Origin of the sequence: Nonomuraea sp. NEAU-A123 (assembly GCF_018603905.1) — a bacterium.
Lineage (GTDB): Bacteria > Actinomycetota > Actinomycetes > Streptosporangiales > Streptosporangiaceae > Nonomuraea.
In genome coordinates this window covers 671562-687793 of sequence record NZ_JAHFZZ010000004.1, presented here as the reverse complement: position 1 = coordinate 687793, position 16232 = coordinate 671562, and the positions used below count along the sequence as shown (strand labels likewise).

The 16232-nt window shown below is 71.2% G+C and carries 17 protein-coding genes; 10 read left to right on the top strand and 7 right to left on the bottom strand.

Features of this window, described 5'->3' with window-relative positions; genetic code table 11:
* Positions 1-37 precede the first annotated feature (37 nt).
* From KLK06_RS62325 to KLK06_RS15380, 3 genes are read right to left on the bottom strand one after another with little or no spacing between them, the layout of a single operon-like run.
* Positions 38-673: an A24 family peptidase gene (locus KLK06_RS62325; RefSeq protein WP_214636092.1), complete on the bottom strand. Its 636-nt coding sequence runs from the start codon at positions 671-673 to the stop codon at positions 38-40.
* Positions 674-682: 9 nt separating this feature from the next.
* Entirely contained in the window at positions 683-1210 is a 528-nt protein-coding gene (locus KLK06_RS15385) for an SseB family protein (protein WP_214636091.1), read from the bottom strand.
* A 27-nt stretch (positions 1211-1237) separates the two neighbouring features.
* Complete coding sequence (locus KLK06_RS15380) at positions 1238-2335, bottom strand: ring-opening amidohydrolase (protein ID WP_214636090.1); 1098 nt, start codon at positions 2333-2335, stop codon at positions 1238-1240.
* Positions 2336-2487: 152 nt separating this feature from the next.
* On the opposite strand from KLK06_RS15380, the gene KLK06_RS15375 reads away from it, so the two are divergent.
* The 3 genes from KLK06_RS15375 (at position 2488) to KLK06_RS15365 (ending at position 5456) form a co-directional block, all read left to right on the top strand.
* On the top strand, positions 2488-3153 hold the full coding sequence (locus tag KLK06_RS15375; RefSeq protein ID WP_214636089.1) for an alpha/beta fold hydrolase: 666 nt from the start codon (positions 2488-2490) through the stop codon (positions 3151-3153).
* 34 nt (positions 3154-3187) lie between these two features.
* Complete coding sequence (locus KLK06_RS15370) at positions 3188-4258, top strand: FUSC family protein (RefSeq protein ID WP_308168267.1); 1071 nt, start codon at positions 3188-3190, stop codon at positions 4256-4258.
* A 100-nt stretch (positions 4259-4358) separates the two neighbouring features.
* Complete coding sequence (locus KLK06_RS15365; protein WP_214636088.1) at positions 4359-5456, top strand: aromatic acid exporter family protein; 1098 nt, start codon at positions 4359-4361, stop codon at positions 5454-5456.
* 61 nt (positions 5457-5517) lie between these two features.
* On the opposite strand, the gene KLK06_RS15360 is transcribed toward KLK06_RS15365, so the two are convergent.
* The 3 genes from KLK06_RS15360 to KLK06_RS15350 all read right to left on the bottom strand — a co-directional run bounded on the left by KLK06_RS15360 (position 5518) and on the right by KLK06_RS15350 (position 7879).
* A complete protein-coding gene (locus KLK06_RS15360; RefSeq protein ID WP_214636087.1) occupies positions 5518-6054 on the bottom strand; it encodes a carboxymuconolactone decarboxylase family protein in 537 nt (178 codons plus the stop codon).
* On the bottom strand, positions 6051-6602 hold the full coding sequence (locus KLK06_RS15355; RefSeq protein WP_214636086.1) for a peroxiredoxin: 552 nt from the start codon (positions 6600-6602) through the stop codon (positions 6051-6053). The genes KLK06_RS15360 and KLK06_RS15355 overlap by 4 nt, the downstream gene beginning before the upstream one ends.
* 110 nt (positions 6603-6712) lie before the next feature.
* Positions 6713-7879, bottom strand: a complete 1167-nt coding sequence (locus KLK06_RS15350; RefSeq protein WP_214636085.1) for a pyridoxal phosphate-dependent aminotransferase — start codon at positions 7877-7879, stop codon at positions 6713-6715.
* Between the two features lie 25 nt (positions 7880-7904).
* Between KLK06_RS15350 and KLK06_RS15345 the strand changes: the two genes are divergently transcribed.
* Genes KLK06_RS15345 through KLK06_RS15315 form a run of 7 tightly spaced genes read left to right on the top strand, consistent with a single transcriptional unit; the run spans position 7905 to position 14724 of the window.
* On the top strand, positions 7905-9638 hold the full coding sequence (locus tag KLK06_RS15345) for an alpha/beta fold hydrolase (RefSeq protein WP_214636084.1): 1734 nt from the start codon (positions 7905-7907) through the stop codon (positions 9636-9638).
* A complete protein-coding gene (locus KLK06_RS62320) occupies positions 9635-10585 on the top strand; it encodes a DUF418 domain-containing protein (protein WP_214636083.1) in 951 nt (316 codons plus the stop codon). The genes KLK06_RS15345 and KLK06_RS62320 overlap by 4 nt, the downstream gene beginning before the upstream one ends.
* On the top strand, positions 10545-11336 hold the full coding sequence (locus KLK06_RS15335) for a carbon-nitrogen hydrolase family protein (RefSeq protein WP_214636082.1): 792 nt from the start codon (positions 10545-10547) through the stop codon (positions 11334-11336). Before KLK06_RS62320 ends, KLK06_RS15335 begins: the two co-directional genes overlap by 41 nt.
* A 9-nt stretch (positions 11337-11345) precedes the next feature.
* The gene (locus KLK06_RS15330) at positions 11346-11792 is read left to right on the top strand and encodes a hypothetical protein (RefSeq protein WP_308168266.1); all 447 of its coding nucleotides are present in this window, start codon (positions 11346-11348) and stop codon (positions 11790-11792) included.
* Positions 11789-12187, top strand: a complete 399-nt coding sequence (locus tag KLK06_RS15325) for a hypothetical protein (RefSeq protein WP_214636081.1) — start codon at positions 11789-11791, stop codon at positions 12185-12187. Before KLK06_RS15330 ends, KLK06_RS15325 begins: the two co-directional genes overlap by 4 nt.
* A 33-nt stretch (positions 12188-12220) precedes the next feature.
* Positions 12221-12718 carry a SigE family RNA polymerase sigma factor gene (locus tag KLK06_RS15320; protein WP_308168265.1) on the top strand — a complete coding sequence of 166 codons (498 nt, stop codon included), beginning with the start codon at positions 12221-12223 and terminating at the stop codon, positions 12716-12718.
* Positions 12715-14724, top strand: coding sequence for a hypothetical protein (locus KLK06_RS15315; RefSeq protein WP_214636080.1), 2010 nt, complete (start codon positions 12715-12717; stop codon positions 14722-14724). Before KLK06_RS15320 ends, KLK06_RS15315 begins: the two co-directional genes overlap by 4 nt.
* Here KLK06_RS15315 and KLK06_RS15310 read toward each other — a convergent pair.
* Positions 14721-16211: a carboxyl transferase domain-containing protein gene (locus KLK06_RS15310; protein ID WP_214636079.1), complete on the bottom strand. Its 1491-nt coding sequence runs from the start codon at positions 16209-16211 to the stop codon at positions 14721-14723. The two genes, KLK06_RS15315 and KLK06_RS15310, sit on opposite strands and share 4 nt — an antisense overlap.
* Between the last annotated feature and the right edge of the window lie 21 nt (positions 16212-16232).

Below are 16232 nucleotides of genomic sequence, written 5' to 3'. Positions count from 1 at the left end.
AAGTCTTCCACGTGCCGCCTAGTGGGATGTCCGGCGTTCACTGGCCGAGACAGAGCGCGGTGAACGCGCCGAGCAGCATGAACGGGCCGAAAGGGAACTGTGTGTCGCGAGTGGCGCGTTTGGCGACGAGCAGGGCGATGGCGTACAGGGCGCCTAACAGCTGGCCGCCGACGGCCGCGACGACCCACGTCTGCCAGCTCATCGCCGCGGCCGCCATGCCGATCAGCCCCGCGAGCTTGACGTCGCCCAGGCCCATCGCCTCCGGACTGGCGAACCAGAGCACGGCGTACGCGGCGGCCAGCGCCAGCGCGCCCACCAGCGCCCTGGGCAGCTCTCCCGTGGGGAGCAGGGTCAATGCCAGGATCGGGTACGACGGCAGGGTGATCACGTCCGGCAGCCTCGTGGTCCGCCAGTCGATGATCGCCAGGACCGTGCCGATCAGGGCGAAGTAGACGTACGGCAGGCCCGCGCGCCAGGCGACGAGCGCGGCGACGGCGGCGGTGGCCACTTCGACGGCGGGCGGCCAGCGCGGCCAGGGCGGTGTGCGCAGCAGTGCGGCCAGGGCGGCGTGGGCCTCTTCGCGGGTGTCGGAGGGGTCGGCCACGAAGCGGTCGGCGAGCGTCCTGACGTAGCGGCCGACGATCAGGCCGAGCAGCGCCACGAGTGCTACCACCCGCCGACCCTACTTCCTGGAGAACCAGCGGCGCTTGCGTACCGGCTCGACGCGGGCCACGGTCGCGCCGGAGATCTGGTCGAGCGTGCCGGACTCGATGGCGGCGAGCGCTTCCAGCACCTCTCCCTCGATCACGAACGGCACCGGCCCCGCCACGTCCACCACGACCGCCGCGACCCGCTCACCGGCGGCGGCCCGGCAGACCTGGAGCAGGGTGGCCTGGATCGGCCGGGCGTCGGGCCGCCACCTGGTCAGGGACTCGGTGCCGGTGAACGCCGGCACCGCCTCCCTGCCGTCCTTGCCGACGAGTTTGGGGAGCGCCATCTCGCTCTCCTTCTCCTGCCGCAGCCCGTGCTCACCCACCTCGGACTCGGTCAGCAGGGCGACCACCGGGACCAGGAGCCGGACGCCGGTCAGGGCGTTCAGCACGTCGGTGGCGTCCGCCGTGCCTCGCTCGTAGGAGGCCAGGGCGGCGGCCACGGCGGGCGCGGCCGCGCCGTCGTCGCCGGGGTCGAGTGGCTGCGGAATGCTGGGCACAACCCGCAAGACTACCGGCGACCAGCGCTATCCCAGGTCGGCGATGGCGGCGACCGGGCCGCCACCCGATGGGCCCTGGTGGACGGCGGCGACCGAGACGAACACCGCCGGGTCGCCCGTGACCGCCGCCGCGACTCCCCCCACCGTGGCCTTGATCTGGCGGTGCCAGTGCACGTCGGAGTCGTCGAGCATGATGTTGCGCCGCCCCCTGACCCGGCCGGACGGGTCGGCCTCGCACTTCATGAAGACGTTCACCAGGCGGTCGCCGAGGTCGCTGTGGTGCGGCCGTTCGGGGAGCGGCAGCCCGGAGTCGCGGATCGCCTCCCAGATGCCGTCGGCGTCCAGGGCGTCCCGCATCACGCCGTGACCGATGCGGTAGCGCCCGCCGATCCCCCGGACGTTGCCCACCAGCACGATCTGCGCCCGGTCCAGCTCGACCCCGGACGAGCACGACGCCACCGAGGAGTACAGGGACAGGTCCTTGTGGATCTGGTCGGCCCGCGGCATGTCGATCTCGCCGAGGGCGACGGCGATGCCGAGGGCGGTGGTGGAGTTCGACAGGTCCATGGAGGGGCCGGTCTCCTCGATGGCGGTGTCCTGGCCGCGGCTCTTGGCATCGGTGATGGTGGCCAGCGTGAGCAGCGGCGTCTTGGTCTGCACGTAGTGAACGTCGCGCGGGTCGTCGATGCCCGCGATCTTCATCGCCTCGCGCACCCCGGCGGCGACCTTCTCCACCATCGCCGGGCGGCCGATGTCCTCCGGCAGGATCACGTCGCTCATCGCGACCCCGACCGACACCCGCGGCTCGTCCGACTGGGGAGCGCGCGCCGGGTCGGTGGTGGCGAACACGGTCGCGTGCGGGCTGAGCACGCCGTCCGTCCCACCGGACCACACCAGGGGTACGGTCTCCGGCGCCGGATGCCCCTTGGCCGCGAGCACCTCGCGGAAGGCCCGGTCGGCCAGGATGCGGGTGTAGTCGTTCACACCGCCGTTGCCCTCGGTCTTGCCGACCACCGCGAGCACCCGGCGCGCCTCGATCACCCCGTCGTCGATCAGCCGCGCCAGGCCGGAGGCGTCCGTCACGCTCTCGATCGGCACCTTGCGCACTTCTATCGGATCCGGCATCACAACCCCTGTTCGGCTATTCGGCGGCGAGCACACGGGACTCCCAGATGTACCCCGGTGACCCGCAGGACACGCTATCCACCAGCGAATCGGCCTTTCACCGTCAATGTCTGCCCAACGTGGCGGCCGGCCTCGGCGATAGGGTCACCGGTGTGATTCGCGAAGCACACGTCAACGGGATCAGACTCGTCTATCGCGAGGAGGGCGACCCGGCCGCTCCCCCGCTGGTGCTCATCCACGGACGGACCGCCAACCACAATGACTGGAACGGCGTCACCCAGCACTTCGCCGCCCGCTATCACGTGATCGCCCTCGACCTGCGGGGTCACGGCGCCAGTGACTATCCGGGCACGTACGCGCTGCCCGACATGGCGCGGGACGTCGTCGCGCTGCTGGACGGGCTGGGGTTCGACCGGGCGACGCTGGTGGGGCACTCGCTGGGCGGCGCGGTGGCCTATCTCCTGGCCATGACCTGGCCCGATCGCGTCGAGCGGCTGGTTCTGGAGGATCCGGCTCCGCCGTACCCGATGAAGGATCGTCCGCCGATCGTGGAGGACGGCGAGTCCCCCGGGTTCGACTGGCGGATGGTGCACGACACCGAGCGGCAGTTCCTCGCGCCCGATCCGGCGTGGGCCGCGGGGCTGGCCTCGATCACCGCGCCGACGCTGGTGGTGTCGGGCGCGAGCCATCTCGATGTCGAGACGGTGGCGGCGCGGATTCCGGGGGCCAAGCTGGTCACGATCGCCGTCGGGCATCTCATCCACGTCTCCGCGCGTGAGGCGTTCCTGCGGGCCGTCGACGAGTTCCTGGCCGGTTGAGCGGCTCAGCTTGGGTAGGCCAGGGTTCGTGCAGGTGAAGAAGCGTCTGAGCAGGCTGGCGCTGATGGCCCCGACGGTCGGGCAGTGCGCCGTGGGGGCCGCGCTGGCCTGGCTGGTGGCCAAGGACCTCCTCGGGCACCCCAGCCCGTTCTTCGCCCCGATCGCGGTGATCATCAGCATCGGCGTGGGTCTCGGGCAGCGGCTGCCCCGGATGGTGGAAATGGTGGTCGGGGTCAGCCTGGGTGTGGGCGTCGGCGACTTCCTGGTGTCCTGGATCGGCTCGGGCGCCTGGCAGATCGCGCTCGTGGTGGGGCTGGCGATGGCCATCGGCGTCCTGCTCGACAGCGGCTCCCTGATCGTCCTGCAGGCCGGGTCCTCGGCCATTCTGGTCGCCACCCTGCTGCCCCCGTCGGGTGTCGGTGGACTGAACAGGATGCTCGACGCGCTGACCGGCGGCGTCGTGGGGATCATCGCGCTGGCCCTGCTGCCGGCCAGCCCGTTCACTCTCGTGGCCAAGCAGGCGTCGGGGATGTTCGAGGCGCTGGCCGGCGCGCTGCGGCAGATCGCGGAGGCGATCGAGAAATCCGACCCCAACCTGGCGATCAAGGCGCTGGAGGCCGCGCGGGGCACCCAGGCCAGCGTGGAGCAGTTCAAGCAGGCGCTGACGACCAGCTGGGAGATCGCCACCATCTCACCGCTGCACCGGCACGGCCGTTCCCGGCTGGACGGGTACGAGACGGCCGCCGTGCCGCTCGATCACGCGGTCAGGAACGTCCGGGTGCTGGCCCGGCGGGCCGTCGCGGCCCTTGAGGGGCAGGGCCCGCCGCCCGCCTGGATGCCGGACGCGCTGCGGGACCTGGCCGACGCGGCCCTGCTGCTCCGGGAGGAGCTGGCCCAGGGGCGCGAGCCGAACCGGGCCCACCAGGCGATCCTGGCGGTGGCGGGGCGGCAGGGGACGGAGCGGTGGGGGTTCTCGGCCAGTGTGATGGTCGCGCAGTTCCGGTCGATCGTCGTGGACCTGCTCAAGGCGAGCGGCGGCGACCGCGAGGAGGCGGTGGCCGCCCTCCCGCCCCTCGACACGCCCGGCGACCAGGACGTCCCCTGACCGTCGGCACCGCCTGTGCAACGGCATTTTCCGGGTGCTCGACGCGCCCGAATCAGGGCAATGTGACCTTAATGTCACAAAGATCCGCCAGGGTAGAGGGGTGCGAACGAGGCTCAGCGATCATGTACGGGAACGGCTGAGCGGGTTCGGCATGATGGCGCCCTCCATCGCGCAGTGCGCGGTGGGCGCCGCGCTCGCCTGGACCGTCGCCATCCACCTGCTCGGCCACGCCCGCCCGTTCTTCGCGCCGATCTCCGTGTTGATCTGCGTCGGTGTGGGGCTCGGGCAGCGGCTGCGCCGGGTGGCCGAACTGGTGGTGGGAGTCAGCCTCGGCGTCGGGGTCGGCGACCTGCTGGTGTCCTGGATCGGCTCGGGCGCCTGGCAGATCGCGCTGGTGGTCGCGCTGGCGATGACCACGGCGGTGCTGCTGAACAGCGGCGCGCTCTTCGTGGCGCAGGCCGGATCGTCCGCGGTGCTGGTCGCCGCCCTGGTGCCCACGGACGGCGCCGGGGGCTGGGACCGGATGGCCGACGCGCTCACCGGCGGCGTCATCGCCGTCGCCACGGCGGCGTTGCTGCCCGCCAGCCCCTTCGCCATCGCCGCCAAGCACCTGTCGGGCGTGCTCGACGCACTGTCCACGGTGCTCGAACGGGCCGCGGAGGCGATCGAGAAGCGCGACGTGGACCTGGCCGCCGAGGCGCTGGAGGAGGCCCGCAACACCCAGGCGGCGGTCGAGGAGTTCGAGCGGGCGGTGGAGACCAGCAAGGAGATCACGCTCATCTCACCGCTGCACTGGCACCGCCGCGGCAGGCTGGCCAGGTACGAGACCGCGGCCATGCCGGTGGACCTGGCCCTGCGGAACGCCAGGGTGCTGGCCCGCCGGACACTGGCGGCGCTGGGCGAGACGAGCCCGCCGCCGAGCTCGCTGGCCGAGGCGATGCGCGAGGTGTCGGAGGCGGCGCTGCTGCTCCAGCTCGAACTGGCGGCCGGCCGCGAGCCCACGCTGGCCCGGCAGGCGCTGCTCGCCGTCGCGGCGCGGCAGCGTCCCGAACGGCTGGGCTTCTCGGCGCACGTCATCATCGCGCAACTGCGCTCCATCGCCGTGGACCTGCTCCAGGCGACCGGGATGGATCACGAGGAGGCGACGGCGACGTTGACCCCGCTGGACGCGCCCCACGACGAGGACGCCACCGCTTGACCGTGGCGGAGGTGGACACCCGGAGAGCCCACCTCCGCCACGGAGATCCGTGGCGCGAACGTCAAGCCGTGAGCAGCGCCGCCTCGGCGTCGAGGGTCATCGCGGTGGCGTTGATCACGGCGGCCACGCGCAGCGCCTCCTGGATGTGCTCGCGGGGCAGGCCGGAGCCGCGCAGCACCTGCTCGTGCGACTCCAGGCACCGGCCGCAGCCGTTGATCGCGGAGACGGCCAGGCACCACAGCTCGAAGTCGGCCTTGTCCACACCCGGATCGCCGATCACGGTCATCCTGAGCCGCGCCGGCAGCGTCGCGTACGTCTCGTCGCCGATGAGGTGGGTGGCCCGGTAGTAGACGTTGTTCATGGCCATGATCGAGGCGGCGGCCTTGGCGGCCGTGAACGCCTCGGCCGACAGCCGCCCGGCGGCCTCCTCGGAGACCGCGGCGATCACCCGCCCGGACCTGGTGGCCAGCGCGCTCGCCAGCACCGTGCCCCAGAGCTGCCGGTCGGTCAGCGACGAGGTGGTCGTGACCGAGCCCAGGTTGAGCCGGGTGTCCTTGGCGTAGTCGGGCAGCGCCGCCTTCAGATCGTCGATGCTCACCGGGCCAGCAGCCCGCGCGCGTCGAGACCGGCCTCGCCCTTGCTCCAGTTGCAGGGGCAGAGCTCGTCGGACTGCAGGGCGTCGAGGACCCGCAGGACCTCGGTGACGTTGCGGCCCACGGAAGCGGCGGTCACCATCGTGAACTGGATCTCGTCGTGCGGGTCCACGATGAACGTGGCGCGCTGGGCGACACCGTCCTCGCCGAGCGCCCCGCACGCGGCCGACAGCTCGCGCTTGAGGTCGCTCAGCATCGGGAACGGCAGGTCACGCAGGTCGTCGTGGTGCTTGCGCCAGGCGTGGTGGACGAACTCGGAGTCGACGGAGACGCCGAGCACCTGCGTGTCACGGTCGGCGAACTCACGGTTGAGCCGCCCGAACTCGGCGATCTCGGTCGGGCAGACGAAGGTGAAGTCCTTCGGCCAGAAGAACACGACACGCCACTTGCCCGCGTAGCTCTTGTGGTCGATCTCCGCGAACGCCTTCTCGGGGTCGAGGGCGACGCAGGCGGTGAGCTCGTACTCGGGGAAGCGGTCACCGACGGTGAGCAACGTTTCGTCTCCTTTAGGAGGTGATCCCTATCAGCGAGGCGCTGACCACCCTAGCCCAGCAGCGCTCATTCCTCTCTGTAACCGGGTAGATGCACTTCCGTGAGGGGCGTCTATGCCGACAGCCGCTTCAGACGGGTGACCGCCTCGTCGATGACCTCGTCCTTCTTGCAGAACGCGAACCGGACGAAGTGCCGGCCCCGGTCGGGGTGGTCGTAGAAGACCTGCGTCGGGATGGCCACCACCCCCACCAGCTCCGGCAGCCGCCGGGTCAGCTCCAGCCCGTCGCTGAAGCCCAGCGGGCGGATGTCGGTCTGCACGAAGTACGTCCCGGAGGGCCTGAGCACCTCGAACCCGGCCGTCGCCAGCCCGTCCATCAGCCGGTCCCGCTTGTGCTGCAGCCCGTCGCACAGCGCCGTCACCCACTCCAGCTCGTGGCGCAGGCCGTACGCGACCGCGAGCTGCCACGGCGCACTGGCGGTGAACGTGAGGAACTGCTTGACCGTCTGCACGGCCGTGATCAGCGCGGGAGGCGCGCAGATCCAGCCCGTCTTCCACCCGGTGACGGAGAACGTCTTGCCCGCGGAGGAGATCATCACCGTGCGCTCGCGCATGCCGGGCAGCGTCGCCAGGGGGATGTGCTCGACCCCGTCGAACGTCAGGTGCTCGTACACCTCGTCGGTGATCGCGATCAGCCCGGCCTCCTGGCAGAGCTCGGCGATGGCGGTCAGCTCGGCGCGGGTGAACACGGTCCCGGTCGGGTTGTGCGGGGAGTTGACGAGGATCGCCCGGGTCCGCGGAGTGACGGCGGCGCGTAGTTCGTCCGGGTCGAAGGTGAAGCGTCCCTCCACGGGCCGCATCGTCACCGCCACCAGCCGCGCCCCGGCCAGCGCGATCGAGGCGGCGTAGGAGTCGTAGTACGGCTCGAACGCGATCACCTCGTCGCCCGCCTCGCACAGCGCCAGCACGGTGGCCGCGATCGCCTCGGTGGCGCCGACCGTGACGAGGATCTCGCCGTCGGGCGCGTAGCTCAGGCCGTAATGGGCGGCCCGGTGCTCGGAGACGGCCTGCCGCAGCTCCGGGACGCCGGGGCCGGGTGGGTACTGGTTCGCGCCGGATACGATGGCCTGCACCGCCCGGTCCAGCATCGCCGCGGGGCCGTCGGTGTCGGGAAACCCCTGGCCCAGGTTGATCGATCCAGTCTGTACGGCCAGCGCGCTCATCTCCGCGAAAATCGTCGTACCGAAGGCGCGCATCCGGGATACAAGTGGTTCCGTCACGGCCCCAGACTATTAGTCTCCTCCTGTGATCATTCGGGTCCTGCTGGCGCTAGCCCTCTCCGTGCCGCCCGTCATGGGCCCGGACGATGTCGGGAAGAGCGCGTGTCCCGTCGCCGTGCCCGACCACACGACCTGCGGTTTCCTGGTCGTTCCCGAGCGCAGGGACACGCCGGGCAAGACCCTCAAGGTCGGCTACGCCGTGCACACCTCGACGGCCAAGGACCGTAAGCCCGACCCGGTGGTCTACATGAGCGGCGGCCCGGCCTCGGCGTCGATGCAGTTGACGGGGTTCTTGAGCCAGATGTTCCCCGACCGCGACGTGGTGACCGTGGAGCAGCGCGGCAGCAAGTACTCCCAGCCGACGCTGGGCTGCCCGGAGACGGCCGAGGCGATGCTGGACCGGCTGCGCGAGCCGTCGGCCGACGTCGGCGCCGCCGCGCTGAAGTGCCGCGAGCGGCTCCGGCAGCAGGGCGTGGACCTGCGCGGCTACACCACCAAGGAGATCACCGCCGACGTCGTCCAGTTGCGCACGACGCTCGGCTACCCCACCTGGAACCTGTTCGGGGTCAGCTACTCGACCCGGGTCATGATGGACGTGGCCGCCGCCGATCCGGCGGGCGTGCGGTCGGTGGTGCTCGACTCCTACCTGCCGGAGAACGTCGGCTGGTACGACGACGCCGACCGCAACCTGACCGACACCGTGGCCAAGCTCGGCCTGCGCGAGCCGTTCGAGGCGATGGTGACCCGGCTGAACGCCCGCCCCGCCCGGGTGCCGACCACCGACCCGCTGCTCGGCACCGGTTTCACCGCCCGGCTGACCGGCGACGACGTGGCGACGATCATGGCGGAGGCGCTGCACGAGGCCGACGTGATCGCCGTGGCGCCCGCGCTGATCGACGCGCTCGGCAAGGGCCACGACGAGCTGCTGCGCCCGCTGGCCGACGCGGTGGGCGACGGGCTGGTCTCGCACGAGTTCGGGCTGTATCACGCGGTGCAGTGCCAGGACGAGGTCCCGACCAACACATTCACCACAAAATCCCGACTTTTCACCGTAAATAGTGACAAAGCGGTGTGTGATGCGTGGAAGCTTCCCAAGTCGGCGGCCGTCAACGCCACGACCAAGGCCCCGGTGCTCGTCGTGGGCGGCCAGTACGACCCCACGACACCGACCCGGACCAGTGAGCCCGCCGCCAAAGCCCTGCCCAACGCCCGCTTCGTGGAGTTCGCGGGCACGGGACACGCGGTGTTCCTGGTCAACGGCTGCGCCCGCCGCCACATCCTCGCTTTCGTGGACACCCCGTCAGGTGGAGCGGCGGCGACCCCGGCCTCCGCTCCGTGCTCACCAGAGCAGGCCGCCGTCTACCCCCGGCTGAACCCGGCCGACGTGCGGGTGACCGGCGCCCCCTACCAGATCTCGCTGTCCCCCTGGCTGGCCGCCCCGTTCGCGCTGTTCGCGCTGGTGTCGCTGATCCAGTTCGTCACGGGAGCTCTGAAGGGCCGGGCGCTGGCCGCCTTCGCCGGGCTGACCGGGACGGCGTTCACGGGGCTGGTCGGCGCGGCGGTGTGGAGCCTGGTGCAGGAGAACGAGACCGCGCTGGCCGTCGGCCTGCCCGCGTCGGCCTGGCCGTACACCTGGGTGGCGGTGGGGTCGGCCGTACTGACACTCGGCGCGCTCGCGCGACGACCCGGCCAGCCGCAGGCGGTGTCCGCCGTAACGGCGGCCGGATTCCTCGTATGGTGGTTCGCTTGGGTGCTGTGAGGCGTATCCGAGAGCTCGACGCGCTCCGCGGCTTCGCGGTGTGCGGCATCATGCTGGTCAACACCTGGCAGCACGCCGTGCACGAGCCCAGGAACGGCATCGACTGGACCCTTGAGGCACTGTTCCAGAGCCGGTTCTACCCGATCTTCTCGCTGCTGTTCGGCATCAGCTTCGTCCTGGTGCTGGAGCGGGCCGGGCGGTGGGCGCTGCTGAGCCGGCTGTTCTGGCTGCTCTGCTTCGGGCTGGTCCAGCACGTGTTCTACAGCGGCGAGGTGCTGACGATCTACGCGGTGTTCGGGGCGCTGGTGCTGCTGCCCGCCTCGTTCCTGGCCGGTGGGCCGCCCATGCTGATTCTCGGAGTGGCCGCGGTCGTGTGGGCGGTGCGGATCGGGGCCGGGCCGTTTCTCATTCCGCCGTTGTTCCTGCTCGGCATGGCGCTGATGGAGTCGCGCCCGTCCGGGCGGCTGCTGCTGCCGGTCTTCGCGGTCAGCGCCCTGGCCTCCGCCCTGCTCACCGCCGCCTGGTTCGTCACCCGCGCCCCGGGCGCTTCCGGCAACTGGACGCTCTACAGCGTCGCCGCGCTCGCCGGAGCCACCGCCTACTCCACCGGCCTGCTGCTGGCACTGCGGGCCCGGTGGGCGGCGCCGCTGTCGGCGGTGCTGGAGCCGCTCGGGCGGATGGCGCTGACCAACTACGTCTCCGGCACGCTGGTGATCTTCCTGACGGGCCACCTGCTCAAGACCGATCCGACCCGCTTTTCGGTGCTCGCGGTCGCGATGGCGACGCTGGCCGTACAGGTTCCGTTCAGCGTGTGGTGGCAGTCGAAGTACAGGTACGGCCCGCTCGAGTGGATGTGGCGATGCCTGACCTGGTTTCGACGGGTGCCCAACCGGTTAGAGTCGGGCCGTGACCAGAATCGCCCTCTGCCAGATCCCGGTGTCTCCTGACCCGTCTGCCAACCTCAAGAGGGTCCGCGAAGCGCTCGCCAAAGCCGACGGCGCCGACCTGGCGATCTTCCCGGAAGCGACGCTGACCCGCTACGGCAGCCGCATCACCGAGCTGGCCGAGCCGCTCGACGGGCCGTTCGTCTCCGGCGTGGCCGAGGCGGCCCGCGAGCACGGCGTCGCGGTGATCGCCGGCGTGTTCGAGCCGGGCCCGGACCGGGTGCACAACACCGCCGTGGCCATCGACGCGCAGGGCGCCATCCAGGCCACATACCGGAAGATCCACCTGTTCGACTCCTTCGGCGCGAAGGAGTCCGAGCTGGTCGCCCCCGGCGCCGAGCCTGTCGTGGTGGAGCTGGCGGGGCTCCGCGTCGGGCTGATCACCTGCTACGACGTCCGCTTCCCCGAGCTGGCCAGGGCCCTGGTCGACCAGGGCGCCGAGCTGTTCGCGGTCATCGCCGCATGGGGGTCGGGCCCGCTCAAGGAGGACCACTGGATCACGCTGGTGCGGGCGCGGGCGCTGGAGAACACGACGTGGACCGCCGCCGTCGGGCAGGCGCCCAATCCGGCCGAGTCGACTGACGGATTCGGGGTAGGCCGCAGCATGCTGGTCGATCCGCTCGGCGTGGTCCGCGCGGACCTGGGCACCGGCCCGGGCATCCAGGTCGTGGAGGTCGACCCCGAGGTGACCGCCGCGGCCAGGACCGCCCTGCCATGTCTGGAACATCGCGTACTAGGTGTCCAGCGATCGTAAAGTGGAACAGTGAGCAGAACGCAGATGCAGAAGGTCGTCCCGCCGCGTCTGCTCGTGCCCTACCTTTCGGGTAAACGCACGGTCATCTCCGGCTACGTCTACCGGTTGCAGGACTGCGCCCGGCTGACGACTCCCAGGCAGCTCTACTACGGACTCGACCTTTCCTTCGAGGGATCGGAGCTGACGGCGGACGTGCCCGAGCTCTATGTCATGCGCTGGTACGCCCGCGACGCCGACACCTACGCCGTCCCGTACGGACCTCATATGGGCGGCGACTGGAGCGACACGCCGCCGTTCGCCGGAAACGGGTTCACCACCTCACGCGACCACGTGATCCCGCAGTTCCACACCACGCCGATCCCCATCCCCGCGGGCGCCGAGATCGTGCACATCACGCGCGAGCACGAGCGCCCCTTCGCCGCCTACGACGGGCTCACCTGGCGGCCCGCCACATGAGCGACGACATCACCCCCGTGGCCTCCGGCTTCGTCGCCCGCTTCGCCGAGCGCACGCTGCCCGCCGCGCTCGGCCCCGACAGCGACCAGGTCGTGCTGTTCAGCGAGGAGGAGCTCGACGGGTTCGAGGCGGGCTCCGGCGGCTACTGGCGGCGCTCGGTCAACCGCTCCGAGCTCGAATGGCTGGTGCTGATCCGCACCGTGGGGGCCTTCGGCGGCGAGCCGTGCATCGTGCTCGACGAGGACGACGACGGCCTGCACATCGCCTACACGGGGCACAGCGGCATGAAGGCGGAGGCACTCGGCTACTGGATGGTCGACCATGGCGCCTACGAGGTCGTGGTGCCCCGCGAGGAGGTCTTCTCGATCCGCGTCGAACGGATTCCGGTCCCCTAGTCAACCGACACCCGCCTTGGGTGTCTTTGTACTGTGATCGACTCCTCCACCATGGCGCAGCCGTCATTCGCCGAACTGTTCGCCGCCCACTACCAGCCGCTGGTACGGCTGGCGGGGCTGCTCGGCGCCGACGACCCGGAGGACATCGCCCAGGAGGCGTTCTCCCGGCTGCACGTCAGGCGGCTGCGCGACGACGGGGCGGCGGTCGCCTACCTGCGCACGATCGTCTGCAACCTCACCCGCAACCGCCTGCGGCACCTCAGGCTGGTCCGGTTACGCCGCCCCGATCCTCCAGAGCCGGAACACAGCAGCGAGCACGCGGTGATCGTCGCCGAGGAGCACCGCGAACTGCTGACGGCGCTCGACCGCCTCCCGCGCAGGCAGCGCGAGGCCCTCGTCCTGCGTTACTGGCTCGACCTGTCCGAACGCGAGATCGCCGACGTCATGGGCGTCTCGGCCGGTTCGGTCAAGACCCACGCCAGCAGGGCCCTGGCCGCGCTGGGCAAGGCGCTCAAGGAGGAGGACCAGTGAGCGATCTGGAAGCACGGCTGCGCGCGGCGCTCGAAGCCCGCGCCCAGACCTTCCCGGCCAGGCCGAACGCCTGGGTCGAAGTCCAGCGCCGCACTCCCCCGCCGGTGCCCCGCGGGCGGTGGCTGCTGGCCGCCCTGCCCATCGCCCTGCTCGCTGTCTTCGTCCCCTTCCTGCTCAACGGGGGCCTGGGCCGCAACAGCGCGAACGATCCCGACGGGGTCTACACACAGCTCATGGAGGGCAAGACGGCGGCTGGGGAGCAGGTGCTGGTGGACGATCCGGCGCAGGGCAAACCGCTGCGTCTGTGGTTCGCCCGGGACCGGGCCGGCGCTCCCTTGGTGTGCTACGTCGCCCAGCCCGCGGACAGCGCTGCCTTCGGCTCGTGCCACGACCTGCGAATGGCCGAGATCATGGAACGCAGCGGCACGTACGAGGGCTCCACCCGGACCGACGCCCCGTCCGCCTACGTGGACTACGGCCTGACCCAGACCGACGTGACGAAGGTCACGGCCGTGCTGACGGACGGCAGGCGGGTGGAGGCCACCCTGCACCGGTCCGAGGGCGCCCCGATGGTCATCTGGACGCTGGCGCTGTCGGCCCGGGACCGGGTGTCCAAGGTGGAATTCACCGACGCCAAGGGCAGGCAGGGCTCGGACACGTCGCCCAATTACCTCATTCACGAGAGCCGGAGGGGCACGCCGATCGGCCAGGCGATGCGACTGCCCGGCGAGGTCACCGTGCGCCCCTACGACTTCAAGGTCCTGGGCCGCAGGATCTTCTGGTTCCGCCAGGGCAAAGAGCTCGGCTGGATCAACCTGGACACGAAGGATCCGACACCGGACCCCGTGCCGGCGATCTTCTCCGACGAGGGCCTGATCTACACCGCCACGGGCAGGGACACCGCCAAGATCGTGCTGACGACCGGCTCCGACGCGCCGATCACCGTGGAGGGCGTCCCGGATCCGTGGGGCCTCGACCGCAACCTGTTCACCGTCGCACGCCTGGCGCGGCTCGACTGGACCGCCGGCGGCTGGGTGGCGGGCTATGACGCCGCGGGCAAGCAGCTCTGGCGCAAGGACTACCCGCGTCGTATGAGGCAGCCGAAGTCGGCCTTCAAGCCGACCGGTGAGCCCATCCCCGTCCCCGGCACCGACGACTTCAGCAACGGGCCGGTACAGCTCTTGTTCGGCACATACCCCTATAAGGGCGTGGAGAACGACCTGCAGCTGTGCGCCTCCGGTGGCACCGCCTACGAAGGCGTGCCCCAGCTCAATTGCTCCAGCGTGAAGCCACAAGCTCCGTTCGGCTCGTTCTCCCGCAACGAGGTGAAGACCTACCTGCCGCTGCCGGGCAGCGTCGTCTCCTTCGGCACGGCCGAGGACGACTGGCTGTCCGTCGACGCGGTCCTGGAAGACGGACGGCGCCTGCCCGCCACGCTGATACGCGGCAAGGACCTGCCCGCGCCCGTGTGGTGGGTCAAGTACCCGCTCGACGCCAAGATCGGCGCGTTCACGTACAAGGTGCGGGGCAAGCAACTCGAACAGATCCGCTTGAGCCGTCAGTGGTGCTGGGGCGACAAGAAGCCCCTGGACGCCGGCCACGTCTTCGACGGCGGGCTCACCGCCGACCTCCACGACGGATCATGCGTCAAGTGGTGGAAGGACGGCAAGGAACAGCCCGGCTCCTTCCAGCCCGCTCCGGGCGGGAAGCTGAGCGACCTGGTCGCCGCCCCGGAGCGCCCGCTGAACTGGTCGTCCCACCTGGGGCAGTGGTACGGCTTCACCCTGCCGGGCACAGCCAAGGTCGACGTCACGCTCAAGGGCGGCCGGCACGCCACCGCGAGCACGGTGCCCGACCCCTGGGGGCAGGGCGTGGTGCTGTTCGCCGGGACGGTGCCCAAGGCGGATACCAAACAAGGGCTGTTCTGGCCGGGCATGCGGTTCACCGGCTACGCCGCCGACGGCCGCGTGCTCTGGACGTACGAACCGAAGGAGCTGGACGACTAACCGCCCAGGTTGCGGTAACGGGCCTGGCGGGCCGTACGACGGTCCGCCGGGCTCCGCGCCAGCAGCTCAACGATCTCGTACTCCAGCGCCCGCCCCACCCGCTCGCAGAACGCGCGCGGCTCGTACGCGGCGTCGGGCACCTCCGGGATCACCCGGTCGACGATCCCGTCACGCCGCAGGTCGGTGGCGCGCACCCCCTGCAACTGGGCGATCTCCGGCGCGAAGTCCACGCTGCGATACAGGATCGCCGAGGCGCCCTCCGGCGGCAGCGGCGACAGCCACGCGTGCTGGGCGCACAGCACCCGGTCGGCCGGCAGCAGGGCGAGCGCCGCACCGCCCGCGCCCTCGCCGAGCAGCAGGCACACCGTCGGCGCGTTGAGCATGACCAGGTCGGCCAGGCAGCGGGCGATCTCCGCGGCCAGCCCGCCCTCCTCGGCCGCCTTCGACAGCGCCGCGCCCGCTGTGTCGATCACGGTGACCAGCGGCAGCCCCAGCTCGGCGGCCAGCCGCATGCCGCGCCTGGCCATCCGCAGCCCGCCGGGGCCGAGCGGCGAGTTGGGCCGCGCCCTGCGCCGGTCCTGGCCGAGCACGACGGCCGGCGCGCTGCCGAACCGCGCGAGCGCCAGCAGCAGGCCCGGCTCGTTCTCGCCCGCGCCGTTGCCGGTGAGCGGGGTCACGTCGGTGGCGGCCAGCTTGAGCAGCGTGCGCGCGCCGGGGCGGTCGTCGCGGCGCGAGCGGGTGATCGCCTCCCACGCCTCCACCGGCCGCAGATCCTCCTCGGGCGGCTCGCCGGCGACCAGCCCGGTGCGCTCGGCGCACAGCACCTTCAGCGCGCTGATCGCGATCTCCCGCGCGTCCTCGGCCGACACCACCGCGTCGACCAGCCCGTGCTCGTGCAGGTTCTCCGCCACCTGTACGCCTTCGGGGAACGGATAGCCGTGCAGCGACTCGAACACCCTCGGCCCGATGAACCCGATCAGCGCCCCCGGCTCCGCGGCCGTGACATGCCCGAGCGACCCCCACGACGCGAACACCCCGCCGGTCGTCGGATGCCGCAGATAGACCACGAACGGCAGGCCCGCCGCGCGATGCGCCTGCACCGCCGCGGTGATCTTCACCATCTGCACGAACGCGAGCGCGCCCTCCTGCATCCTGGTGCCGCCCGAGGCGGGCGCGGCCAGCAGCGGCAGCCGCTCGCGGGTGGCCCGCTCGGCCGCGACGACGACCCGCTCGGCCGCCGCCACCCCGATCGACCCGGCCATGAACGAGAACTCCGAGACCACGACGGCGACCCGGCGTCCGTCGAGAAGACCCTCCCCGGTGATGATCGACTCGTCGTAGCCGGACTTGGCGCGGGCCGTGGCCAATTCGTCGGCGTAGGAAGAGCCCGGCGCCACCGGATCGGCGGGCGGCGCGTCCCACGACTTCCACGATCCCGCGTCGAGGACCGTTTCGATCAGCGTGCGCGCGTCCGGACGGCTCACCATGGCTCCCTACTATCCGGCGAT